The organism is Agrococcus citreus, from assembly GCF_039527715.1.
Classification (GTDB): Bacteria; Actinomycetota; Actinomycetes; order Actinomycetales; family Microbacteriaceae; genus Agrococcus; species Agrococcus citreus.
Genome location: NZ_BAAAKK010000006.1, coordinates 101,930 through 125,970 on the forward strand (window position 1 = coordinate 101,930; position 24,041 = coordinate 125,970).

The 24,041-nt window shown below is 74.6% G+C and carries 16 protein-coding genes; 2 read left to right on the plus strand and 14 right to left on the minus strand.

Translation table 11 applies throughout. The features are described 5' to 3' along the window. Positions 1-76: 76 nt before the first annotated feature. Genes ABD106_RS13640 through ABD106_RS13675 form a run of 8 tightly spaced genes read right to left on the minus strand, consistent with a single transcriptional unit; the run spans position 77 to position 14,641 of the window. Positions 77-2,233: a transglutaminase-like domain-containing protein gene (locus ABD106_RS13640; RefSeq protein ID WP_343921297.1), complete on the minus strand. Its 2,157-nt coding sequence runs from the start codon at positions 2,231-2,233 to the stop codon at positions 77-79. Then, the gene (locus ABD106_RS13645; protein ID WP_343921299.1) at positions 2,230-3,408 is read right to left on the minus strand and encodes a DUF58 domain-containing protein; all 1,179 of its coding nucleotides are present in this window, start codon (positions 3,406-3,408) and stop codon (positions 2,230-2,232) included. The genes ABD106_RS13640 and ABD106_RS13645 overlap by 4 nt, the downstream gene beginning before the upstream one ends. Before the next feature lies 1 nt (position 3,409). Next, complete coding sequence (locus ABD106_RS13650; RefSeq protein WP_343921301.1) at positions 3,410-4,360, minus strand: AAA family ATPase; 951 nt, start codon at positions 4,358-4,360, stop codon at positions 3,410-3,412. A gap of 17 nt (positions 4,361-4,377) precedes the next feature. After that, positions 4,378-10,116 carry an Ig-like domain-containing protein gene (locus tag ABD106_RS13655; protein WP_343921303.1) on the minus strand — a complete coding sequence of 1,913 codons (5,739 nt, stop codon included), beginning with the start codon at positions 10,114-10,116 and terminating at the stop codon, positions 4,378-4,380. Next, complete coding sequence (locus ABD106_RS13660; RefSeq protein WP_343921305.1) at positions 10,113-11,471, minus strand: serine/threonine-protein kinase; 1,359 nt, start codon at positions 11,469-11,471, stop codon at positions 10,113-10,115. The genes ABD106_RS13655 and ABD106_RS13660 overlap by 4 nt, the downstream gene beginning before the upstream one ends. Then, on the minus strand, positions 11,471-12,313 hold the full coding sequence (locus ABD106_RS13665) for a PP2C family protein-serine/threonine phosphatase (protein WP_343921307.1): 843 nt from the start codon (positions 12,311-12,313) through the stop codon (positions 11,471-11,473). Before ABD106_RS13665 ends, ABD106_RS13660 begins: the two co-directional genes overlap by 1 nt. Before the next feature lie 57 nt (positions 12,314-12,370). Further along, positions 12,371-13,555 (minus strand): NAD(P)/FAD-dependent oxidoreductase, encoded by a 1,185-nt coding sequence (locus ABD106_RS13670; protein WP_343921309.1) that lies wholly within the window; start codon positions 13,553-13,555, stop codon positions 12,371-12,373. A gap of 9 nt (positions 13,556-13,564) precedes the next feature. Beyond that, on the minus strand, positions 13,565-14,641 hold the full coding sequence (locus tag ABD106_RS13675) for a DUF4192 family protein (protein ID WP_343921311.1): 1,077 nt from the start codon (positions 14,639-14,641) through the stop codon (positions 13,565-13,567). A gap of 115 nt (positions 14,642-14,756) precedes the next feature. On the opposite strand from ABD106_RS13675, the gene ABD106_RS13680 reads away from it, so the two are divergent. Together ABD106_RS13680 and ABD106_RS13685 are read left to right on the plus strand one after the other, a co-directional pair. Beyond that, on the plus strand, positions 14,757-16,838 hold the full coding sequence (locus ABD106_RS13680; RefSeq protein WP_343921313.1) for a heavy metal translocating P-type ATPase: 2,082 nt from the start codon (positions 14,757-14,759) through the stop codon (positions 16,836-16,838). A gap of 31 nt (positions 16,839-16,869) precedes the next feature. Next, positions 16,870-18,609 carry a gamma-glutamyltransferase family protein gene (locus ABD106_RS13685; protein WP_343921315.1) on the plus strand — a complete coding sequence of 580 codons (1,740 nt, stop codon included), beginning with the start codon at positions 16,870-16,872 and terminating at the stop codon, positions 18,607-18,609. Between the two features lie 10 nt (positions 18,610-18,619). On the opposite strand, the gene ABD106_RS13690 is transcribed toward ABD106_RS13685, so the two are convergent. The 6 genes from ABD106_RS13690 to atpD are packed head-to-tail and all read right to left on the minus strand — an operon-like array spanning position 18,620 to position 24,039. Then, a complete protein-coding gene (locus tag ABD106_RS13690; RefSeq protein ID WP_343921317.1) occupies positions 18,620-19,573 on the minus strand; it encodes an aldo/keto reductase in 954 nt (317 codons plus the stop codon). Positions 19,574-19,582: 9 nt separating this feature from the next. Continuing rightward, entirely contained in the window at positions 19,583-19,906 is a 324-nt protein-coding gene (locus tag ABD106_RS13695) for a TfoX/Sxy family protein (protein WP_343921319.1), read from the minus strand. Between the two features lie 17 nt (positions 19,907-19,923). Then, entirely contained in the window at positions 19,924-21,564 is a 1,641-nt protein-coding gene (locus ABD106_RS13700) for a RecQ family ATP-dependent DNA helicase (RefSeq protein WP_343921321.1), read from the minus strand. 38 nt (positions 21,565-21,602) lie between these two features. Continuing rightward, a complete protein-coding gene (locus ABD106_RS13705) occupies positions 21,603-22,322 on the minus strand; it encodes a YaaA family protein (RefSeq protein ID WP_343921323.1) in 720 nt (239 codons plus the stop codon). Beyond that, positions 22,319-22,576 carry a F0F1 ATP synthase subunit epsilon gene (locus tag ABD106_RS13710; RefSeq protein ID WP_343921325.1) on the minus strand — a complete coding sequence of 86 codons (258 nt, stop codon included), beginning with the start codon at positions 22,574-22,576 and terminating at the stop codon, positions 22,319-22,321. Before ABD106_RS13710 ends, ABD106_RS13705 begins: the two co-directional genes overlap by 4 nt. Continuing rightward, the gene (gene atpD / locus ABD106_RS13715; RefSeq protein WP_343921327.1) at positions 22,576-24,039 is read right to left on the minus strand and encodes a F0F1 ATP synthase subunit beta; all 1,464 of its coding nucleotides are present in this window, start codon (positions 24,037-24,039) and stop codon (positions 22,576-22,578) included. Before atpD ends, ABD106_RS13710 begins: the two co-directional genes overlap by 1 nt. Between the last annotated feature and the right edge of the window lie 2 nt (positions 24,040-24,041).

Here is a 24,041-nt window from a genome sequence, read left to right on the forward strand (position 1 = left end):
AGCATGCGCTGCTCCGCCCCCGACGCGTCGGCTCGGGCGCTCGCCCTGTGGAGAGCGCTCTCCCCGACGAGAGCGGTCAGCGGCCGACGAGCGACGCCGGGTTGAGGCTCGCGAGCGCGGGCCGCAGCCTGCCGTGACCGGCGTCGCGCGCGGCGAGCACGTCGTCGCTCAGCCGCCACGCATCCGCCACCTCGTCGTCCGTCGGCGGCGCGGCGGCGAACACCGCGCGATCGACGCGGTCGGCGAGCACGCGCATCCGCTCGTCGTCCCCCGCCTGCTCGAGCCGCGTGCCCTGCGGCTCGGGCGCCTCGCCGCGGTCGCGCAAGCGGTCGACGAGCTCGGTCCACGCGCCCTCGGCACGATCGCGCGGCGCGTCGGCGGCGCGGCGGCGACGACGCCGGATGACCTTGGCGACCACGAGCCCGACGGGCAGCGCCGCGACGAGGGCGACGAGGCCGAGCACGGCCGCTGTCGCTCCCAGCACGGCGAGCAGTCGCGACGCCGGGTCGGCGGCGTCCCGCGGCGCGCTCGGCGCTGCGGGGTCGGCGCCCTGCTGCTGCCCTCCGGGCGGCGGTGCGGGCGCCTGCTGGGCGGGCGGCGCCTCGACCACCGACGGCGCCCCGTCCTCCTCCTCGGGGATGGGCCGCGGCTCCGGCACGACGTCGATGCCCACCCAGCCGGCGCCGGTGCGCACCTCGACCCACGCGTCCGCGTCGCCGCCGAACACGGGCGTCGGGCTGCCGGGCACGATCGGGTCGGGCGTGTAGCCGACCACGACGCGGGCGTCGAAGCCGAGCTGACGGGCGAGGAGCATCGCGGCGGTCGCGTACTGCTCCGCGTCGCCGACCATCGGCTCGCGGAAGAGCTCGTCGAGCCGCTCGAGCGAGTGCCCGGCGCGCGAGGGCGCCTCGTCGTCGAGCACCCCGTGGCTGACGTAGCCCTGCGCCCGGAGTCCCTCGACCATGGCCGCGAGCCGCTCGCCCGCGGTGCTCGCCTCCCCGGTCCACGACGCGAGCGCGCTGAGCATCGAGTCGGGCAGCGTCTCGGATCCCTGCAGCGGCTCTGCCGGCTCGAGCGCTGCGATGCGCTCCCCGGCGGCGGTGGGCGTGCCCGGCTGCACGAGCAGCTGGTAGCCGTCGCCCGCCCCGATGCCCGGCGTCACGACCAGCGCGTTCAGCGCCTCGTCGCGATGCAGCCCGGAGGCGAGCGCCTCGGACCGGGGTCCGACGAAGCGGATGGCCGAGGCCTCCCCGACGCTCGGCAGCCACGGGCTCGACAGCCCCGCGACCGTGATGCCGACGACGCGGCCCTCCCCGGCCTCCGCGCCGGCGACGCGCTCGAACGCCGCACGCCCGACGCCGAGCACCTCGCCGTCGTAGTCGTCGAGGGCGGCGAGCCGGATGCGGTCGCCCGGCTCGAGGCCCGTGACCGTCAGCAGCGTGGCGTCGCGGGTGTCGAGCGCCCAGTTGGCTCGATAGGCCGACAGCGGCGATGCGCCCTCGAGCGCGATCGACGAGGGGCTGGCGCCGCGCAGCACGACGCGATCCGGCAGCTGCAGCAGCGCACCTGCAGCGGCCGCAGCGCCACCGGCGAGAAGGGCGACGAGCGTGCCGGCGCCGACGCGGCGCGCGAGCGACGAGAGCGCTCGGGGGGCGCGGCTGCGGCGGCGCGCCTGGCGCACGGTCGTCACGTAGGCGGCGAGCGGCACGAGCGCGACGACGCCCGACAGCCACGGCGAGGGCAGGTCTTGCGGACCCCAGAGGATCGACCAGCTCGCGAGCGCCGCCGGCACGAGCGCCGCGGTCTCGGCCCGGCGGGAGCGCAGCGCGAGCGTCACGCCGATGATCGTGCCGGCGAGCACGAGCACGACGGGCGCCATGAGCAGCGAGTCGCCCGTGCCGACGGGCAGGCCGATCGTCAGCAGCCGCCGCCACGCGAGCACGATCGCGGCGCCCGCATCGAGCAGGCCCGGCAGCCACTCCCCGCGCGGTATGCGCTGCGGCGCCGTGAGCGGCACGGCGAGCAGCGCGAGCGCGACGATGCCCATGAGCAGCAGGAGCAGCCCGCTCCAGCGCCGCCACGCGCCGAGCACGGCGATCGCGGCACCGACGAGGATCGAGACGGTGAGCGCGACGACGAGCTGCGCGGTGCCGAAGATCCACCACATCGGCACGCACGCGCTCGCGATCGCGAGCAGCAGCAGCCCGGCGCCGGGCGCGCGGCGCGCGATCACGCCGGCCTCGACTGGCGGATGCCGCGCGCGAGATCCTCGATCGCGCCGACCGTGACGACATCGGCGTCGCCGAGCCGCGAGCGCGCCGGCACGGCGCCGACCGCTGCGCGCACGACGACCGGGACGACGCCCGCGGGCATGCCGTTCGCCGCGGTGCGCAGCGTGCGCGCCGGCACGACCGAACCGGTGATGAGCCACGCGACGCTCCCCGGCGCGCCGCCGCGCGACGCGCGGGACGCCTGCGCGATGCCGTGGGCGCTGCGCGGCTCGACCACCGCGAGCGCGTCGAGCAGCCGCTCGCGCGTGGCCGAGTCGAGCGGCGGTGCGGCGCCGCGCTCGCTCGTCGGGCTCTCGACGACGCGCAGGGTGCGGCGGTCGGCGATCGCCGCGAGGCCGAGCGTGCCGACGATCGACAGCGCGAGCTCGAAGTCGTCGCCGTCGTACTCCGAGGGGTCGGTCGAGACGACGATGAGCGTGTCGGCGCGGCGCGAGGGCTCGAACTGCCGCACGAGCAGCGTGCCGTGGCGCGCGCTCGAGCGCCAGTGGACGAGCCGGCGGTCGTCGCCCGGCGAGTACTCGCGGAGGCTGTGGAACGAGACGTCCTCGGCCGTGCGCTCGGCGGCCGCCTCGCCGTCGAGGTCGCGGACGATGCCGCCAGCGCCACCGGGCAGCCGCACGACCCTGGGGTGGACGACGAGCGAGCGCGTCTCCGTCAGCTGGTGGCGCCGCTCGAGCACGCCGAACGGGTCGGTGCGCATGATCGTGGCGGGCCCGATCGTGCGCACGCCGCGCCGCGAGGTGTCGAGCGGCACGCTGCGCAGCACGCTCGCGCCCACCTCGAGCGGCGGGATCTCGAGCACGACCTCCTCGTCGCCGAGGCCGAGGTCGACCTGCCTCGGCGTGCCGGCCCGCGAGGGGCGCGCGACCTCGATGAGGGCGAGCGCGTCGGCGCCGACCGGCACCCGCTCGGCGCTCAGGCCGATGCGGGCGCGCGCCCAGCGCTCGCCGACGACCCACGGGATCGCCCCCAGGATGAGGGCCGCGGCCGCGACGGCGGCGACGACGGCCTCGCTCCAGCCGAGCGTGCGCGCGAGCACGACGCCCATGACGACGACCGCGAGCAGCGTCCACCCCCACGGGGTGAGCGCTCGCAGGGCCGCGTCCAGCCAGCGCACGTCAGCGCCTGGGCGGGGCCACGGTCAGCATGAGCTGCTGCACGACGCTCTCCGGCCGCACGTCGTCGAACTCGGCCTCCGGCTGCAGCACGAGCCGGTGCGCGAGCGCCGAGACCGCGAGCGCCTTCACGTCGTCAGGGGTCACGTAGTCGCGGCCGTGGATCGCAGCCCACGCGCGAGCGGTGCGCACGAGCGCGAGCGCCCCGCGCACCGAGACGCCCAGCCGCACCTCGTCGGCCTCGCGGGTCGCCTCGACGAGCCGGGCGACGTAGTCGACGATCGACGGCTCGACGTGCACGCCCCGGATGGTGGCCGCCATCGCCTGCACGGTCAACGCATCCGTCACCGGGGTGATGGCCTCGGGCGAGACCTCGTCGCCCGAGTCGGCGAGGATGCGCAGGGTCGACGCGTGATCGGGGTAGCCGATCGACGCCTTGAGCGCGAAGCGGTCGAGCTGCGCCTCCGGCAGCTCGTAGGTGCCGGCGTGTTCGATCGGGTTCTGGGTCGCGATCACCATGAACGGCTGCGGCACGGCGTGCGGCACGCCGTCGACGGTGACCCTCCCCTCCTGCATGACCTCGAGCAGCGCCGACTGCGTCTTGGGGCTCGCGCGGTTGATCTCGTCGGCCAGCACGACGTTCGAGAACACGGGTCCGGGCCGGTACTCGAACTCGCCTGCGCTCTGGCTCCAGACGCTCACGCCCGTGATGTCGCCGGGCAGCAGGTCGGGGGTGAACTGGATGCGCGTGGATGTCCCCGAGATCGACGCGGCGAGCGCGCGCGCGAGCGACGTCTTGCCGGTGCCGGGATTGTCCTCGATGAGCAGGTGCCCGTGGCTCAGCATCGCGGTGAGCGAGAGCTGCACGACGTGCGGCTTGCCGACGAGGACCCGCTCGACGCCCTCGACGACTCGCTCGGACAGCTCCTGGATGCTCGCGACGTCGACGCCCACGGGCGGCTCCCCTCTGTTCACAGCCCGCAGCTCGCCACGGTGGGCGACGGGTCCCGGATGGGACCGGACTCCAAGTAGGTTACGACGCCCCAGGCCTCCACCCGCGTCGCCCCGGCGGGGACGCGCGCGGTCGAGGGCTGCTCCTCGGTCCACGCGCCTCCCACGAGGTAGCGCGCGACCACGCTCCCCTGCGCCTCTGCGGTCGCGTTCGCGGGCGGCGTCGCCTCGAGCGGCACGAGCGGCCGGCAGGCGACGACGGTCGCGAGCAGGCTGAGCGGCATGCCGCTGCCGACGCGCGTCGGCCCCGAGCACACCGAGCTCGTGCCCGCCCCGGACGGCGCGCACACCCGGACGTCGACGGTCGCCTCGCGCCCGTACGTGAACGACGTCGTCGTCGGCGTGAGCCACGAGCCGACGCGCACCCGCTGCCACACGGGCTCCGTCGCCTGCGGCGACTGGCTCACGCGCGCCTCGAACCAGATGCCGTCGCTCGCGGCGGGGAGGGCGATCACCTGGAGGTCGAGCGCGTCGTCGCGCAGCTGTCCGGGGCTGCCTGCGGCGATCGTCACCTGGTCGGCGGTGATCGGCGCGGGCGTGCCGAAGACCGGGTCGGAGATCGACACCGAGCAGTGCCAGCCGTTGTCGGCCGTGACGGCGACCACCGCGCGCGAGCCGTCGGCGATCGAGAGCGTCGCGGTCGTGGCGGCCGAGCCGGCCGGGCTGCCCGTGCCCGCGCTCGAGCAGCCGAGCGTCGGCACGTCGGCGACCGGCACGATCCTGGCCGTGTAGCGCACGCCCGTGGCGCCGCCCGCGTCGACGCTCGACCATCGCGCCGTCACGGTGCCGCTGCCGCGGTCGGTGATGAGCACGGGTGTCGTGGCGGGCTGGCCGACGGCGGTGAACGGCACGGGCGCGGTTGGCCATCGCCACGCCGCGTCGGGCACGCCCGCGTCGTTCGCAGCCGCGACCTCGATCGCGTAGGCCCGGCCGGGCGTGAGGTCGGCGATCACGGCGGAGCGCTCGGCGGGGCCGACCCGGACGAGCCGGTCGGTGCCGCTGCCCGTGATGCGCAGGAGGTACGCCTCGATGGGCGTGCCGCCCTGCGGCTGCGGCACGGCGCGCCACGAGACCCGGGCGGCGCCCGGCTCGGTCGCCGGCACCGCGGTCACGCCCTGCACGAGCGCCGGCAGGCGGTCGGCGTGCACGGGCTCCGAGGGCTCGGATGCGGCGCTCTCGCCGAGCGCGTTGGTCGCGATGGCGCGCAGCCGCAGCTCGACGCCCGCCGCGAGCCCCTCGATCCTGCAGCGCGGCTCGGCACCGCACGCGACGTCGATGCCGGCGCCGGTGCCGGTGCCGACGATGCGATAGCCCGTGATGGGGCTGCCGTTGTCGGCGGGCGGCTCGATCGCCATGCTCACGACCCCGTCGACGTGCTCGTCGAAGATCTGCACGGGGGGTGCGGGGGCATCCGGCACGTCCTGCACGGTGATGGTGATGGGGCTCCACACGCCGCGGCGCGGATCGCCGGTGATGTCGAGCACGAGCGCCTGCACGATCGTCGCGCCGATCTGCGCGCTCGCGCTCGCGCTGAGCGTCACGGCGCCATCGCGGAGGCCCGCGTCGATGCCGCGGGCCGCGGCACCCGTCGCGCGCAGCGCACCGATCCGCAGCGGCGAACCGGGGAACGGGTTCGACGCCTCGTCGTTAGCGAGCGGCAGCACCTCGGCGCTCGTGCCGCGCTGCATCGTGATGGCGTCGGGCAGCGGCGCGACGAGCGGCTTCGTCGTCGAGATGACCGAGAGCACGACGGCGCCGGGCTCGCCCGCGCCGGCGGCGTCGCGGACGCCGATCTGCAGCTCCGCCATCGTGCCCGGGTCGGTGTCGGGCAGGGCGCGGACGGTGAGCTCGGAGCCGCTGATCGAGGCCTCGAAGCCCGCAGGCACGCCGTCGACCACCGACCACGTCGCACCCGCGAGCCTCGACGCATCCGGCGCTCGAGTGACGCGCGCGAGGTCGATCGTGCGCGCCGCGTCGGGCTCGAGCTGCACGAACGAGCCGAGCACGGTGAGCGGCACGTCGTCGCCCGCCGTCACCTCGATGGGCAGCACGATCGTGCCGACCCTGCCGTCCGGATCGGTGGGGCTGTCGCCGTCGGTGACCTCGAACGTGAGGCTCGCGGGACCGAAGTATCCGGCCGGCGGCACGTAGCGGAGCGTGCGCTCGTCGATGACGGGGTTCGCGCCGTCCGTCGGCGCAGCGACGACGGCGCTCGCATCGGTGAGCAGCGCGCCCTCCCCCTCGACGGTCGTGACGACGCTGTCGATCGGGATCTCGAGCGTCTCGCCCGCGCGCACCGTGAGCGGCGCGACGCCGGGCTTGAGCTGCGGGAGGGCGTCGAGGCGACCGGGCACCGCGATCACGGCGGTCGTGACGGTGCCGGGGGCGTCGGTGCGGGTGATCGAGAACGGCACGAAGCGCGTGCGGTCGCCGACGGCGACCTCAATCGAGCCGTCGTCGCGCAGCGCGACGCCCTCGGCCGGCATCGGCAGGCTCGCCTCGAGCACGTCGGTCCGGCCGTCGCGCACCGAGGCGTGGGCGAGCGGCGAGATGCGCACGGCGTCGGCCTCGGCGATCGACTCGATGGGGACCTGCACGTCGTCGACGTCGGCGGCCGGCGGGGGCGCATCCGGGTCGACGTCGACGCGGAGCCAGCTCGACGCGGTCGTGCCGGCGGCGTTCTCGACCGTCACGACGACGCCGATCTCGGTCGCGTCGGGGCTCGCGGTCACGAGCACGGCCCCGTCGCGCACCTCGGCTGCTGCGCCGGGCGACGACGTCTCGACGCGGACGATCTCGAGCGGCAGCCCCGCGGGATCGCTGTCGTTGTCGAGCACCGGCACGACGAGCGTCGAGTCGGGGCGCATGACCGCCTCGTCGGGGCGCAGCACGGGCGGCGCGGACTGGCCGGGCTCGACGACCGCGACGCGCACGGTGCCCTCGCTCACCGCGCCGAGGTCGTCGACGACGCGGTAGCGGAACTCGTCGGTGCCGAAGGAGTAGTCGCCCGCCTGGTAGCGCAGCGTCGACCTGCCCGACTGCGTGACGAAGCCGAGCGCCGGCGCGGTCGAGGGCCCGAGGAGCTGCACGGGGTCGCCGTTCGGGTCGGCGTCGGAGAGCGGCAGCGCGAGGTCGATCGACGCTCCCGCGACGACGCGCGCCTCGATCGACGGCGCGTCCGGTGCGGCGTTCGTCGTGCGGGCCTGGGCGGCGACGCGCAGCGTGAGGTCGGCCGTGGCGGTCTGCCCGTCGGGTCCGCGCACGCCGTAGGTCGCGGAGAACGTGCCCGGCTCGTCACCCGCGACGTAGCGCAACCGGTCGCCGTCGACGAACAGGAGCCCGGCATCGGGCGTCGCGACGATCTGCGGGTCGAGCGCGAGCGGCAGCCCGTCGGGCTGCTCGTCGTTCACGAGCACGGGGATCTCGACCAGGCCACCAGGGCGCAGCGTGACCTCGTCGTCGCGCGCGATCGGCGCCTGGACGGAGGCTGCGGCCGCCGACGACACGAGCAGCTCGCCCGTCGAGGTCGCGACGCCGTTCGTGACCGTGTAGCGCACGCTCGCCTGACCCTCGAGATCGTCGGTGAGGGTGAGCCGCACGCGATCCGCGTCGACGACCTCGACGCGCACGGCGTCGGTGTCGCTCTCGGCGGTGCGCACCGCGACCACCCCGCCGGCGGGGTCGTGCGCGAGGTCGTCGACGTGGAGCTCGACCGCGCCGATCGCCGGCAGCGCCGCGCGCTCGGGCATCGTGACGGGCGCGGAGGAGGCGTCGGCGCCCTCGAGCACGCGCACCGCGATCGGGCCGCTCTGCGTCGACCGGCCGTCGGTGACGACGTAGTCGAACCGCAGCAGCCCGGGCTCGGTGGGCGTGACGACGATCGTGTCGTCGGCGAAGCTCGGCTGGACCGGCTGCGCGCCCGCGACGACGTTGTGGAGGCTCAGCCCGCCGGCGCCGCCCTGCGCGGTCAGCAGCGGCTCGAGCACGAGCCGCTGGCCGACGCGCGTGACGGCGGTGATCGGCTGCGCCGTGATGGGCACCGCGCCCGCGTGCGCGGTGACGGCGAGCACGGCTGTCTCGGTCGTCTGCCCGTCCGTCACCGTCACCTCGATCTCGCGCTGCGCGCCGGCGCGGCCGTCGCGGAACTCGAGCCGTCCGTCCGGCCGCACGCTCACGCGATCGGGCGCCTCGGCGGTCGCGGCGACGACCGCGAGCGGGTCGCCGTCCGGGTCGATCCAGCCGTCGAGCGCGTCGAGCGCGAGCGTGCCGCCCGCCTCGATGACCGCTTGCGGCGGTCGCACGAGCACGGGCGGCTCGTTGCCGGTGCCGACGGTCACGGTCGCGAGCGCCTCGGCCGACGCCGTGCCGTCCGAGATCCGGTAGCGGATGCTCGTCACGCCCTGCTCCTGCGCCTCGAGCCGGATGGTGCGCCCATCCGGGGAGATCGACGCGGGCGCGTCGGCCCGGTCGGACTCGGCCTCGGTGATGACGATCGGGTCTCCGTTGACGTCGGAGTCGTTGAGCAGCACGGGCAGCAGCGTCACCGCGCCCGGTCGGGCGCCGAGCACGTCGTCCTCCGCGACCGGCGGCGCGGGCGCCGCCTCGACGACCTCCTCGACGGTCTCGCCCTCGGCGGGCTCCTCGGGGGCGGGCTCCTCCCCCTCGGTCTCCCAGCCGACGATGCGGTCGCCGTCGTGGTCGATCGCCCACGCGTCGCCCGTGCCGGCGTCGACGAGCGCGGTCGCGCTGCCGCGCTGCAGGATGCGGAGCTCGGGGTCGAGGCCGACGTCGGCGAGGCTCAGCACGACCGGCTCGGCGGCGGCGCAGTCGCGCCAGCCGACGCCGTCGCTCCATGCCGCGAACGTGCAGCCGCCCGCGACGACCGGCCGCGCCGGGTCACCGCCCGAGCCGGAGGCGAGGATCTGCTCGGCGCCGACGCCGAGCGACTGCCGCACGAGGGCGTCCGAGGTCGCGTAGAGCACTCCCGACGCGCTCGGCCCCGGCTCCTGCAGCTGCACGCCCTGCCCATCGACCGAGGTCTGCCACGTGCTCGTCGAGAGCACCCCGGAGCCGGCGTCGTAGAGCACCCAGTCGTCGCCGAGCGCGGTCAGCTGGAGGTCGGGCGCAGCGGGCGAGACGGGCGCGCGGTCGCTCCCGATCGTCTCGCCGGTCGCGTCGACGCGCAGCACGCGGCCGAGCCCGGGCGAGGCGGCGAGCAGGCTGCGCTCGCCGAGCACCGCGACGCCGCCGCGACCCAATGCGACGACCGGCTCGTCGAGCCGGGTGCCCTCCGCGAGCGCGCCCGTCGTCGTGCGCCACACGTCGCCGGTCTCGGGCGAGGTGACGACGATGCGGTCGTCGCGCACGCCGACGACGGCGCCCGCGACGATCGGCACCGCCGGCCCGGGCTGCGTCGCGCCCTCGAGCACGACCCTGACGGTGGAGGCGTCGCGGTCGACCACGACCGTGCCGCTCGGGGTGGCGTGCGCCTCGTCGACGTCGCCGACCCGCACGATCCGCTCGATGCTGCCGTTCGCCGTGTTCGCGAGGCCGATCGCCCCGGCCGCGCCGTTCGCGACCCAGACGCTCGAGCCGTCGAGCTCCGGCTGGACGGCGACGTAGCCGGGGCTCAGCACCGCCCCCGCGACGACGCCGGCGACGAGCAGGGTGCCGAGCGCCATCCCGGTCCGGCGGGTCACGGCACGGGCTCCCCGCACGCCGTCGTGACCTCGCCGGTGGCGCCGTCGCGGTTCACCGCGATGTCGATGCAGAGCCGGTCGCCCGGCGCGCCCGTCATCGCGAACTCCCGGCCGCCCTGGATGAGCGCGTCGCCCGTGGAGGTGCGCACGAGGTACGTGTCGGCACCGACGAGGCCGGGATCGGTCCAGGCGAACTCGACGCGGCCGGACTCCTCGGTGACCGCGACCTCGCTGACGACCGGGATGCGCTGCGACACGCTCGAGAGCGCGACCGCGGCGACGGCCACGATGGCGAGCACCACCACGCTCGCGACGCCGATGCCGAGGCCGACGGCGACGCGCTTCGGCGGCTGCGGCTGCCGCCTGCCCGTCGACGCGGAGATGTCGATGCGGCTGCCGGTGATGCCCGGCGACCGACGCGACCGCTTCTGCCGCAGCCGCAGCGCATCCGAGTCCTCGACGACCTCGGGCTCGGGCTGCGGTGCGGCGGCCCACGCGTCGACCTCGACCTCGATCGGCGTCTCGTCGAAGCCGAGCTCGCGCTGCACGCCCTGCAGCTCGAGCAGCATCTGCTCGACGCTCTCGAAGCGGTCGTCGGGCTTCGCCGCGAGCGCGCGGTCGAGCACGCGGCGCAGCGGCGCGGGGATCGCGCGCGAGGGCAGCAGGTCGTGCGCGATGATCCGCTCGGTGAGGGCCGCGTGGTCGTTGGCGCGACCCGGCTGCTCGGCGGGGCTGCGGCCGGCGATGAGCGAGAAGAGGGTCGCGCCGAGCGACCACACCTCGGTCGCGATCGTGCCGCCGGTCTCGCCGCGCAGCACCTCGGGCGCAGCCCACGGCACCGAGACGCCCGCCGCCTCGGTCGCGTCGTGCTGGAGGCCGGCGATGCCGAAGTCGCTCAGCACCGGGTGCCCGAACGCGGTCGTGAGGATGTTCGCGGGCTTGATGTCGCGGTGCAGCACGCCTGCGCGGTGCGCCGTCTCGATCGCGGCGCCCACCCGGATGCCGACGCGCAGCGCCGCCTCGGGCGCGAGCGGCTCGGTGCGGAAGCGCTCCCCCAGCTCGGGGCTCGCGAGCTCCATCACGAGGTAGGGTCGGCCGTCGCTCGCGACGCTCGCGCCGAAGACCGTGAGGATGCCCGGGTGCGACGACAGCCGACCCATGAGGTTGACCTCGCTGCGGAAGGAGCGGCGGACGTCCTCGTCGACGAGCTCGGCGAGCAGCACCTTGACCGCGACCGGGCGGCGCGGGAGCGCCTGCTCGTAGAGGAACACGTCGGCGTAGCCGCCCGTGCCCAGCACGTGCAGGTGCGAGTAGCCGGGCAGGACCGGCGGCGCTGAGGGGAGCCGCCTCGCCATCAGGACCGCCTGGTCTCCTCGTCGCGCAGCGTCGTCCGAGGCACGGTGCGGTCGACGTCGTCGACGGTCGGTGCCCTCGTGACGTCGACGACGATGACGGTCACGTTGTCGCGGCCGCCGTTGTCGAGCGCGGCAGCGACGAGCGCCGAGGCTGCGGCAGCCGGCTCGTCGTGCTCCCACAGGATGCGCTCGATGTCGATGTCGTGCACCTCCTTGGTGAGCCCGTCGGAGCACACCAGCAGGCGCAGCTGCGGCATGATCGGCAGCAGGAAGTAGTCGGGCACGGGGTCGATGCCGGCGCCCACGCCGCGCGTGACGACGTTCGCCTCCGGGTGCGTCTCGGCCTCCTCCTCGGTGAGGAGCCCGGCGTCGATGAGCTCCTGCACGACGGAGTGGTCGATCGTGATGCGCGTGAGCCGCTCGCCGAGCATCGCGTACGTGCGCGAGTCGCCCACGTTGAAGACGGCGAAGTGCGGCGCGCCCTCGTGCATCGCGAACGCGCAGCCCGTGACCGTCGTGCCCGCGGCGCCCTCGCCGTCGCCGAGCTTCTCGATCTCGTCGGTCGCGCGCCGGAGCGCCTCGACGACATCGATCGGCTCGACCGTCTCGAGCGAGCCGAGGGTGCCGAGCTGATCGGCGACGGCCTTGCTCGCGAGGTCGCCGTGCGAGTGCCCGCCCATGCCGTCGGCCACCGCGAAGACCGGCGGCAGCGTCACGAGCGAGTCCTCGTTGTGCTGGCGGCGGAAGCCGGTGTCGGTCAATCCTGCCCAGCGCACTGCGAACTGGCGGCCCTCAGGCCCCTGGGTGGCATGCTCGCCGGTCGCCGCTCCGATGTGGGTCACATCCTCCAGTGTTCCACGTCGCGCCCGCTCCGCTCGCATCGCGCGGCGATGCGTTCGCTAGAGGCGGCCCTTGAGGATCCGATGCCAGTACACCTGCGGCAGCCCGAACCGGTCGAGCACGAACCACACGGGGCTCGAGCGGATCTGGTCCGGCACGGGCACGCTGTGCCGCACGCGCAGCTCGCGGTCGTACTCGCCGAACGACAGGCTGCGCCGCGAGGTCGCGATCGGCGCGACGGTGTAGCCGTCGTAGCGCTGCAGCTCCTCGCCGCCGCGGGCGCGCCGGATGTTCTCGACCGCGATCTTCACCTGCTTGCGCAAGCCGCCGCCCGTGCGCGCCTCGCCGAGGTCGGCGGCGTCGCCGACCGCCCAGATCCGCGGATGCGCGACGTGCTGCAGCGTCTCGGGGTCGACGGCGACGAAGCCGCCCGTTCCCTCGGCGTCGAGGCCCGACTCGGCGATGAGCTGCGGTGCCGCATAGGGGGCGTGGAGCACGAGCAGGTCGGCGTGCTCGGTGACGGAGCCGTAGGGACCGACGAGCGAGACCGCGTCGCCCTCGATGGTCTGGATGCGCGTGCCCATGCGCACGTCGACGCCGTACCCGTCGAGGTGCCGACGGATCTCCTGCTCGATCGCCTCGACCTGGTGGAGCCTGCCGCCCTCGTGCACGAGCACGACGTCGATGCGGTCGAGCACACCCGCCTTGCGCCACGCGTCGCACGCCATGAACAGCGGCTTGAACGCGGTCTCGAGGCCCGACGCCGGCTGGGCGTGCACGTGGAAGACGGCGCGACCGCTCGTCATGGCGGCGATGCGGGAGCGCGCTCGATCGAGCTCGCTGTCGAGCCAGGTCGTGATGGCCGTGCCGTCGGCGAGCGCGCGCTCGGCGCCGGGCAGGAGCGACCAGTCGATGGTGGCGCCGGGTGCGAGCACGAGGTCGCGCCCGCGCACGACGCTGCCGTCGGCGCACCGGACGGACCGCCGCACGGGGTCGATCGAGACCGCGGCCGTGCGGTGCCACTCGACGCCCTTCGGGATGAGCGATGCCTGCGGCCGCACCATCTCGTCGGCGCTCGCGACGCCGAGCCCGACGTAGTGCTGGAGCGGCTTGTAGACGTGGCGCTCGGCTGGCTCGATGAGGCCGACGTCCTTGCAGCCCTTGCGGAGCAGGTGGGCGGCCGCCGACAGTCCACCGTTGCCGCCGCCGACCACCAGCACGTCGTGCACGCGTTCGCTCGTCATGCCGCGACGCTACTCCCTGTCCCCCGGACGGAGCCGGGAATCCGGTCGGACGTGGAGCACCCAGTCGGGCGCGCCCTTGGCGTCGACGATGTCGCGCAGCAGCGGGGCCATCGTGAGGTCCGGATCGACGGCCATCGCGAGCTCGGCGCAGCGCCCCGCCGTGCGTCCGCGGCCGACGAAGAAGTGCAGGAAGCCGACGATGACGAGCAGCGGCCCCCTCGCCTCGAGCGGGGCGACCTCGGCGATCGCGGTCCAGCGTCGCAAGCGGTCGTGGAGCCGTTCCGGATCAGGTTCGGGGCCGCAGCCGAGGAACCGCTCGGCGGCGGTGTCGCCGGCGAGCGAGCCGTGCTCGTCGATCGCCGCGAGGGTCGCCGCGGCCGTGTCGACCCCGTCGATCGCGAGCTCGATCGCGAGGTCGCGCAGCATGGGGTGGGCGACGAGGGCGATCGCGAGCGCCGCCTCCCTCGCCGGGTCGATCCCGAGCGGCCCCGGGCCGTCGTCGAGCCGGGATGCGAGCTCGACGGCGCGCTCGAGCGCCGGGATCGGCGCGTCGACCGCGGCCTCCAGGTGGACGGGATCGATCGAGTCGAGCCACCGCTCGACCGCGCGAGCCGCGGGCACGTCGCTGAAGACCGGGACGCCGGGGATCGCCGGCAGCGCCGGCACGCCAGGCGCGGGATCGTCGAGCAGGTCGAGCTCGGCGAGCGGTCCGCGGGCGCCCTCCGGCGAGGCGTAGTCGCCCCACGCGTCGGGCGCGAGCGCGAGCACCTCGAGGCAGCGCAGTCGCACGCTCGCGAGCCGGTCGACGAGGCGGTCGAGCTCGGAGCGCAGCGGGAGTGGCGCGGCGCCGATCGGTGCCTCGAGGCACGCGACGAGCACGACCGCGTCGGCGCCGCGGCTGCCGGCGCGGATCGCGCGCGCGATCGCCGCGATCGAGCGATCGTGCGGGAGGTCGAGCACCATCGGCATGCCCGACCTGCCGCGCTCGAAGGGCAGCGCGATGAGCGAGGGTGCCTCGGTCGGGCCGATGAGGCGCGGCAGCAGCCGGAGGAGCGATTGCGGGGTGCGGATGCGGACGGTCTCCATGGCGCGCACTGTGCGGCATGCCGACGGTGCCCCGTGCCGCGCGAGCGGACGGGTGTGGAGAACCGGCGCCCGCGACCCCTTGCTCGATACCCCCAGGGGGTATATGGTCGGGGCCATGTCGAGCACTCGCGAGTCCACCCACGGCGAGCACGAGCACACCGTCCACGCCGATCACGACGCGCACGCCGGGCACGCCGATCACGCCGGGCACGACGCGCACGCCGGCCACGGCGGCCACACCGCCCACGTGGCGCAGTACCGCCGCCTGTTCTGGTGGATGCTCGCGCTCGCGGTGCCCACCGTGCTCGCGAGCGACATGTTCGCCTCGATCGTGGGGTACCGGCTGCCCGACTGGCCGGGGCTCGACTGGGTCTCCCCCGTGCTCGGCTCGGTCATGTTCGTCGTCGGCGGCCGGCCGTTCCTGACCGGCGCCGCGGGCGAGCTGCGCGCGCGGAAGCCCGGCATGATGCTGCTCATCGGCCTCGCGATCACCGTCGCGTTCGTGGCGTCGTGGGCGGCGTCGCTCGGCATCGCCGACCACGAGCTCGACTTCTGGTGGGAGCTCGCGCTCCTCGTCGTGATCATGCTGCTCGGCCACTGGCTCGAGATGCGCTCGCTCGCGCAGACCTCGTCGGCGCTCGACTCCCTCGCCGCGCTCCTGCCCGACGAGGCGGAGCGCGAGGTCGACGGCCGCATCGAGATCGTCGCCCCCGACGACCTCCGCGTCGGCGACGTGCTGGTCGTGCGGCCGGGCGCCCGCGTTGCAGCCGACGGCGGCATCGTCGCCGGCAGCGCGAGCTTCGACGAGTCGATGATCACCGGTGAGTCCCGACCCGTCGTCCGCGGTGTCGGCGACCGCGTCGTCGCCGGCACCGTCGCGACCGACTCCGGCGTGCGCGTGCGCGTCGACGCGACGGGCGACGACACGGCGATCGCAGGCATCCGCCGGCTCGTCGCCGACGCGCAGGCCTCGACCTCGAAGGCGCAGCGGCTCGCCGACCGCGCCGCCGGCTGGCTGTTCTGGTTCGCGCTCGTCGCCGCCGCCATCACCGCGATCGCGTGGACGGCGCTCGGGATGCCCGACGATGCCGTCGTGCGGGCGGTCACCGTGCTCGTGATCGCGTGCCCGCACGCGCTCGGCCTCGCGATCCCGCTCGTCGTGTCGATCGCGACCGAGCGCGCGGCCCGCGCGGGCGTGCTCGTCGCCGACCGGCTCGCGCTCGAGACGATGCGCCGGGTCGACATCGTGCTCTTCGACAAGACCGGCACGCTCACCGAGGGCGAGCCGGCGGTCGTCGAGTCGATCGCCGTCGACGGCGACACCGACCGCCTGCTCGCGGTCGCGGCCGCCGCCGAGGCGCAGAGCGAGCACCCGCTCGCCCGCGCGATCGTGCGCGCGGCCGAGACGGCGTCGCTCATCGTGCCCGACGCATCCGACTTCGCCTCCTCCCCCGCCGTCGGCGTCTCCGCGGCGGTCGACGGGCACCGCGTGCGCGTCGGCGGCCCGCACCTGCTCGACGAGGAGGGCGCCCGCGAGCTGCCGCAGGTCGAGCCGTGGCGCGCGGAGGGCGCGATCATCCTGCACGTCGTCATCGACGGCGCGGTCGCCGGCGCCCTGCGGCTCGCCGACGGCATCCGCGACGAGTCGCGGCACGCGGTGGATGCGCTGCACGCGCTCGGCATCGAGGTCGCGATGATCACGGGCGACGCCGACGCGGTCGCGCGCTCGGTCGCGGCCGAGCTGGGCATCGACCGGGTTGCCGCGAACGTGCGACCCGAGCACAAGGAGCACGAGGTCGCGCGGCTGCAGGCCGAGGGCCGCACCGTCGCGTTCGTCGGCGACGGCGTCAACGACGCGCCCGCGCTCGCGCGCGCCGACGTCGGGCTCGCGATCGGCGCCGGCACCGATGTCGCGATCGCCTCGGCCGACGTCATCCTCGCGAGCTCCGACCCGCGCAGCGTGCTGTCGGTCATCGAGCTCTCGCGGCAGAGCGCGAGGAAGATGGTGCAGAACCTGTGGTGGGCCGCCGGCTACAACCTGCTGTCGGTGCCGCTCGCCGCCGGCGTGCTCGCACCGATCGGCTTCGTGCTGCCGATGTCGATCGGCGCGCTGCTCATGTCGGCATCGACGATCGTCGTGGCGCTCAACGCGCAGCTGCTGCGGCGGCTCGACCTCGACCCCGCCCGCTGGAGCTGACGCCCCAGCCGCGGTCGCTAGCCTGGCCCGCATGATGCGCACCAGACCGCCGCTGCAGGGTTCGTTCGGAGCGGTCGCGTCGACGCACTGGCTCGCCACCTCGAGCGGCATGGCCGTGCTCGAGCGCGGCGGGAACGCCGCCGACGCGGCCGCCGCCGCCGGCTTCGTGCTGCACGTCGTCGAGCCGCACCTCAACGGCCCCGGCGGCGACCTGCCCGCGATCGTGCGGCTGCCGGGCGAGGCGCCCCGCGTGCTCGGCGGGCAGGGCCCGACGCCCGCGCACGCCACGATCGAGCGGATGCGTGCGGAGGGCATCGAGCACATCCCCGGCACCGGCCTGCTCGCCGCCGTCGTGCCCGGTGCGGTGCCCGCGTGGCTCACGCTCGTGCGCGATCACGGCTCGTGGGCGCCCGCCGACGTGCTCGCGTTCGCGATCGAGCTCGCCGATCGCGGCCACCGCGTGCTGCCACGTGTCGCGAGGACGATCGGCGCGCGCGCCGACTTCTTCCGCGAGCACTGGACCGCCTCCGCCGCGCTCTGGGCCGACCCCGCCCCCGGCGACTGGGACGTGATCCGCAACCCCGCGCTCGCCGCGACGTACCGGCGGCTCGCCGACGCCGGCCGAGGCAAGGAGCGCGAGGCCGCGTGCGACGCGGCGATCGCGGCCTGGAGCGAGGGCTTCGTCGCCGAGGCCGTCGACCGGCACGCCAGGCAGCCCGCGATGGACTCGTCCGGTGCCGCCCATGCGGGCCTGCTGACGGGCGACGACCTCGCCGGGTGGCGGCCGGCCTGGGAGGACACGGTCTCGATGCCGTGGCGCGGCACGACGGTGCACAAGGCAGGCGCGTGGTCGCAGGGACCGGCACTGCTGGCCGCGCTCGGCATCCTCGACCCGCTGCTGCCGCAGCGCGCCGCGTCGTCCAGCACCGCGTCGTTCGACGCCGAGCTCGTGCACCTCGCCGCCGAGGCGATGAAGCTCGCGCTCGCCGACCGCGACGCGTGGTTCGGCGACGGCGCCGACCTCTCGCGGCTGCTCGACGGCGCCTACCTCGCCGAGCGGCGGGCGCTCATCGGCGAGACCGCCTCGCTCGAGCTGCGACCCGGCGCGCTGCGCGGCGAGCCGCGGATGCCGCGACTGCCCGAGGGCGCGCCCGCTGCCCGGCCGGCCGGCACGGGCGAGCCGACGCGCGGCGACACGTGCCACATCGACGTCGTCGACCGCTGGGGCTGCGTCATCTCCGCGACGCCGTCGGGCGGCTGGCTGCAGTCGAGCCCGGCGATCGCCGAGCTCGGCTTCTGCCTCGGCACGCGCGCGCAGATGCTGTGGCTCGAGGAGGGGCTGCCCACGAGCCTCGCCCCGCGCATCCGCCCCCGCACGACGCTCTCGCCCACGATGCTCGTCGACGACGACGGCGCCACCGCGGCGCTCGGCACGCCCGGCGGCGACCAGCAGGACCAGTGGCAGTACGCGATGCTGCTCGGGATGCGCGTGCTCGGCCTCGACGCGCAGGCCGCGATCGATGCGCCGTCGTGGCACGTGACGCACCTCGTGTCGTCGTTCGAGCCGCGCGTGTGGGAGCCGGGCGGGCTGCACGTCGAGTCGCGCCTCGGCGAGGCGACGATCGACGAGCTGCGGCGCCGCGGGCACGTCGTGACCGACGCGGGCCCGTGGTCGCTCGGCCGGCTCTCGTACGCGGCGCGCGACGCCGACGGCACGATCCGGGCGGCGTCGAACGCGCGCGACGAGCAGGGCTACGCGGCGCTGCGCTGAGCGCGCGGGCTCAGGCGAACAGCTCCGAGATCTCCTCGACCGTCGCCGCGTCGAGCTCGCCGCGGCCCGCCGCGGCGTTCTGCGCGACCTGCTCGGGGCGCGTCGCGCCCGCGATGACGCTCGTCACCGCGGGCTGCGCGAGCAGCCACTGGAAGGTCGCTGCGAGCATCGTCGTGTCGGCGCGCCGCACGATGCGCTCGTACTCGGCGATGCGCGACCAGTCCGTCTCCTCGAGCAGCTGCGGCTTGAGCGCCGTGAGGCGCGCATCCGCCGGCCCGGTGCCCTGCGAGTACTTGCCCGACAGCAGGCCGTTCGCGAGCGGGAAGTAGGGCAGGAAGCCGATGCCGATCTCGAGCACCGCCGGGAGCACCTCGCGCTCGACGTCGCGGGCGACGAGCGAGTACTCGTCCTGCGCCGAGACGAAGCCGTTCGGGGTCTCGACCTCCGCGGCCGCGGCGATCTGCTCGGGCGAGAAGTTGGAGTGGCCGTACGCGCGGATCTTGCCCTCGGCGACGAGCTCGTCGAGCGCGCGGACCGTCTCGTCGATCGGCGTCTGCTCGTCGGGCGTGTGCAGCTGGTAGAGGTCGATGCGGTCGGTCTGCAGGCGGCGGAGCGATGCCTCGACGGCCTTGCGGATGTAGGCGCGGGCGCCCTTGGGGCCCCAGTCCTCGGTGCCCTCGATCGCGAGGCCCGAGTGGCCCCACTTCGTCGCGAGCACCACCTTGTCGCGCGCCGCGCTGCCGGCCTTCGCGAGCGCGACCCCCATGAGGGTCTCGGAGGTCGTGGCCGGGTTGCCGTAGATGTCGGCGGTGTCGAAGAGCGTGATGCCCTGATCGATCGCCGCGTGGATGACCGCGTCGGTGCCCGACTGGTCCTCCGTCACGGTGCCCCTGCGGCCGAAGTTGTTGCAGCCGAGGCCGATGGGTGAGACCTGGATGCCACTGGTTCCGAGCGTGCGCGTCATGCCTCCACGCTATCGGCGCTGCTTGGGAGGCTTCGGTGCCTGCGTCGCCGCGATCGTCTGGGCGACCTCGTGCAGCCAGTCGATGTCGCGCAGCCGATCGTCGTCGACGATCCCGTAGGGCTTCGAGCCCGGATAGGCCTCGCCGCGCGGCAGCTCGGCCGTGAGCTCCTCGGCCTCGGGCACGAGCTTCAGGAGCAGCACGTCGTCGCAGACGAAGCCGAAGATCCGGTCGTCGCAGTAGATGCCGTGCTCGCCGAACATGGCTCGCAGGTCGACGGGGAGCGGCTCGAACGACTCCCGCAAGCGGTCGAGGGTCTCCGGCCGGTTGGGCATGCGTCGATGCTAGGCGGTCACCGCGGCTGCAGCACCCCCGAGCGCTCGACGGCCTCGAGGGCGAGCGTCTTGTAGCCCTCCTCGTCGAAGAGCACCGTGATGCGGTCGCCGTCCTCGCTGACGATGCTGCCGTCGCCCCACGCCTCGTGCCGCACGTCGAGCCCGACTGGCCAGTTCGCATCCGCCTCGCTCGCGCCGCGGGCCTCCTCGACGCGAGCCGCGGAGCCGCTGACGCACGTGTCGCACGCGCCGCACAGCTCGGGCAGGTCCTCGCCGAAGTAGCCGAGCAGGAAGCGCCGCCGGCAGCCGCCGGTCTCGGCGTAGCCGCGCATCATGTCGGAGCGCGATCGGTCGACGCGGCGACGCGCCTCGGCGAGCCGTGCGGCCTCGTCGACCGCGGGCTTCACGGTGCCCTCCCGCCAGACGAGGTCGCCGTCGCCGTTCGTCTCGACGGCCCCCGCTTGCTCGAGCAGGTTCACGGCCGACGTCAAGCGGCTCGCGCCCACGTCGAGCCGCTCCCGCAGCTGCTCGGGCGGCACGGGCTCCTTCGCCCGCCGGATGCGCGTCGCGACCTTCGAGAGCATGTCGGTGTCTGCGGATCCGCCGGTGCGGAAGCGATGCACGCCGAAGTCCTCCTGGCGGAAGTAGAGTGCGGCGAGCGCGGGCTCGCCGTCGCGGCCCGCGCGGCCGATCTCCTGGTAGTACGAGTCGGGCGAATCGGGGGCCGCGGCGTGCAGCACGAAGCGCACGTCGGCCTTGTCGATGCCCATGCCGAACGCCGAGGTCGCCGCGACGACGTCCGCGTCGCCGTCGGTGAACGCGTCGTGCACCCGGTCGCGCTCCGCACGCGCCATGCCGGCGTGATAGGCCTCGGCGCGCATGCCGGCGGCGCGCAGCTCGTCGGCGAGCTGCTCCGCCTGCTTGCGGGTCGCGACGTAGACGAGGCCCGGCTTCTGCTCGGCGGCCGCGCGCTCGACGACCGCCGCGCGCTGGTCGTCCTCGTCGGCGACGCGGTGCGACTCGAGGTAGATGTTCGGGCGGTCGAAGCCGCGCACGACCTGGAGCGCGTCGCGCATCCGCAGCCGCTCCACGATCTCGTCGCGCACCGGCGGGGCGGCCGTCGCCGTGAGCGCGAGCGTCGTCGGATGCCCGAGCGCGTCGATGACGTGACCGAGCCGCAGGTAGTCAGGCCGGAAGTCGTGGCCCCACGCCGAGACGCAGTGCGCCTCGTCGACGACGAAGAGCGTCGGCTCGAGCGCGCGCACGCGCTCGATGACCTCGTCGCGCGCGAGCTGCTCGGGCGCGAGGAAGAGGAAGCCCGCCTCCTCGGCCTCGAGCTCCTCCCAGGCCTCGCGGGTCTCGCTCGCGCGCTGCGAGGAGTTCAGCGCGACGGCCGGGTCGGCGCCGAGCTCCTCGAGCCGCTCGACCTGGTCGCGCTGCAGCGCGATGAGGGGCGAGACGACGACGGTGAGCCCGTCGGTGAGGCCTGCGGCGAGCTGGTAGATCGCCGACTTGCCGTGCCCCGTGGGCATGACGGCGAGCACGTCGCGGCCGTCGAGCACGCCCTGCACCGCCTCGCGCTGCCCGGGCCGCAGCTGCGGCCAGCCGAGCTCCGCAGCGGCGTCGGCGATGGCGTCGGACTGGGGTACATCGGGCATGCGTCGATGCTAGGACCGCTTGCCCGAGCAGAGGCTGGTCAGCGCGCCGCGACCAGCCGCGGGTCCCGCACCGTGAGGCGGAGACCCTCGTCGGTGCCCTCGAGCGGCACGCCGGCCGACGACGCCCACGCGAGGAGCGCATCCGCCGACGCGACCTCGACCCGGGCCTCGGCGAGCGCGCGCACGAGCGCACCCTTGCCGGCCTTGTTCCAGTGGTTGAGCGCCTTGCCCTCGGGCGAGACGATCTCCACGGGCACCGCCCCCGCGACGGGCGCGAGCGCGGCGTACGCCTTCGAGCGCAGGTCGAGCGCGAAGCCGGGGATCTCATCGCCGGCGTCCACCCAGAGGTCGCGCATGCGCTCCCCCGGCAGCCGCGTGCCGCTCGACACCTTGTAGGCCGGGATCAGGTCGCCCGCGCGCACGAAGCCGAGCAGCGCCGACTGGATCACGACGTGACCGTCGACCCAAGCGCGGGCATCGGGGTCGAGCGACGCCGCGTCGAGCGCGTCGTAGAGCACGCCCGTGTAGCGCTCGATCGCCGGCATGGTGGGCGAGGTGCGCACGGCGGCGTTGTCGGCGGCGGCGCGAGCCTTTGCGGGCGTCGAGACGTCCTGCCCCGCGGCGACGAGGCGGTCGAGCGCCGCCAGTGCCCGCGAACGGGCGACGGCCAACCCGGGGAACCCGAGGCTGGCCGTCGTGAGGCGATCGCCCGTCCCGCCTGCCGCCTTCGTCTCGCTGGGCGGCAGCAGGACGATCACGCGAGCTTGGCGTTCCTGGCGACGATCTCCACGCGGTCGTGATCGACCGAGAGGAAGCCGTCCTCGGCATCCACCCTGTGCACGGTGCCGGACGCGTCGGTGACCCGCACCTGACCCTCGGCCAGGACTGCGAGCACCGGCTCGTGGCCCGTCAGGATGCCGATCTCGCCCTCGGTCGTGCGGGCGATGACCTGCGAGGCCTCACCCGACCAGACCTCGGACGCGGCCGACACGATGCTGACGGCGAGTGCCATTACGCGTTGTCCTTCTGGATCTGCGCCCACTTGGCCTCGACGTCGGAGATGGCGCCGACGTTGAAGAACGCCTGCTCCGCCACGTGGTCGAACTCGCCCTTGGCGATCGCGTCGAACGACTCGACGGTCTCCTTGAGGGGCACGGTCGAGCCCTCGACACCGGTGAACTTCTTCGCCATGTAGGTGTTCTGCGAGAGGAACTGCTGGATGCGGCGCGCCCGGTTCACGACGATCTTGTCCTCCTCGGACAGCTCGTCGACACCGAGGATCGCGATGATCTCCTGCAGCTCCTTGTTCTTCTGGAGGATCTGCTTGACCGTGGTCGCGACGCGGTAGTGGTCGTTGCCCAGGTAGCGGGGGTCGAGGATGCGGCTCGTCGAGGTGAGCGGGTCGACGGCCGGGTAGAGGCCCTTCGACGCGATCTCTCGCGACAGCTCGGTCGTCGCGTCGAGGTGCGCGAACGTCGTGGCCGGGGCCGGGTCGGTGTAGTCGTCAGCGGGCACGTAGATGGCCTGCAGCGACGTGATCGAGTGGCCACGGGTCGACGTGATGCGCTCCTGGAGGATGCCCATCTCGTCGGCGAGGTTCGGCTGGTAGCCGACGGCGCTGGGCATGCGGCCCAGCAGCGTCGAGACCTCGGAGCCGGCCTGCGTGAAGCGGAAGATGTTGTCGATAAAGAGCAGCACGTCCTGCTTCTGCACGTCGCGGAAGTACTCCGCCATCGTCAGCGCCGAGAGCGCGACGCGCAGTCGCGTGCCCGGGGGCTCATCCATCTGGCCGAACACGAGCGCGGTCTTGTCGAAGACGCCCGCCTCCTCCATCTCGTGGATGAGGTCGTTGCCCTCTCGCGTGCGCTCGCCGACACCGGCGAACACCGACACACCGCCGTGGTTCTGGGCGACGCGCTGGATCATCTCCTGGATGAGGACGGTCTTGCCGACACCGGCGCCGCCGAAGAGGCCGATCTTGCCGCCGAGCACGTAGGGCGTCAGCAGGTCGATGACCTTGATGCCGGTCTCGAACAGCTGCGTCTTCGACTCGAGCTGGTCGAAGGCCGGCGCGTTGCGGTGGATCGACCAGCGCTCGGAGACCTCGAGGGTCTCTCCCTCGCCGAGGTTGAGCGCCTCGCCGATCACGTTGAAGACCTTGCCCTTGGTGACGTCGCCGACGGGGACCATGATCGGGTCGCCCGTGTCGCGCACCTCCTGGCCGCGGACCAGGCCGTCGGTCGGCCGGAGCGCGATGGCGCGCACGAGGTCGTCGCCGAGGTGCTGCGCGACCTCGAGCGTGATCTCCTCGGGCTCGGTGCCGTCACCGAAGTCGACGGTGGTCTTGAGGGCGTTGTAGATGCCGGGGATCGAGTCGTGGGGGAACTCGATGTCGACGACGGGCCCGGTCACGCGAGCGACGCGGCCGACGCCGGCCTGCTTCTGCGAGGCCTCAGTGGTGTCAGTGATGGTCATGG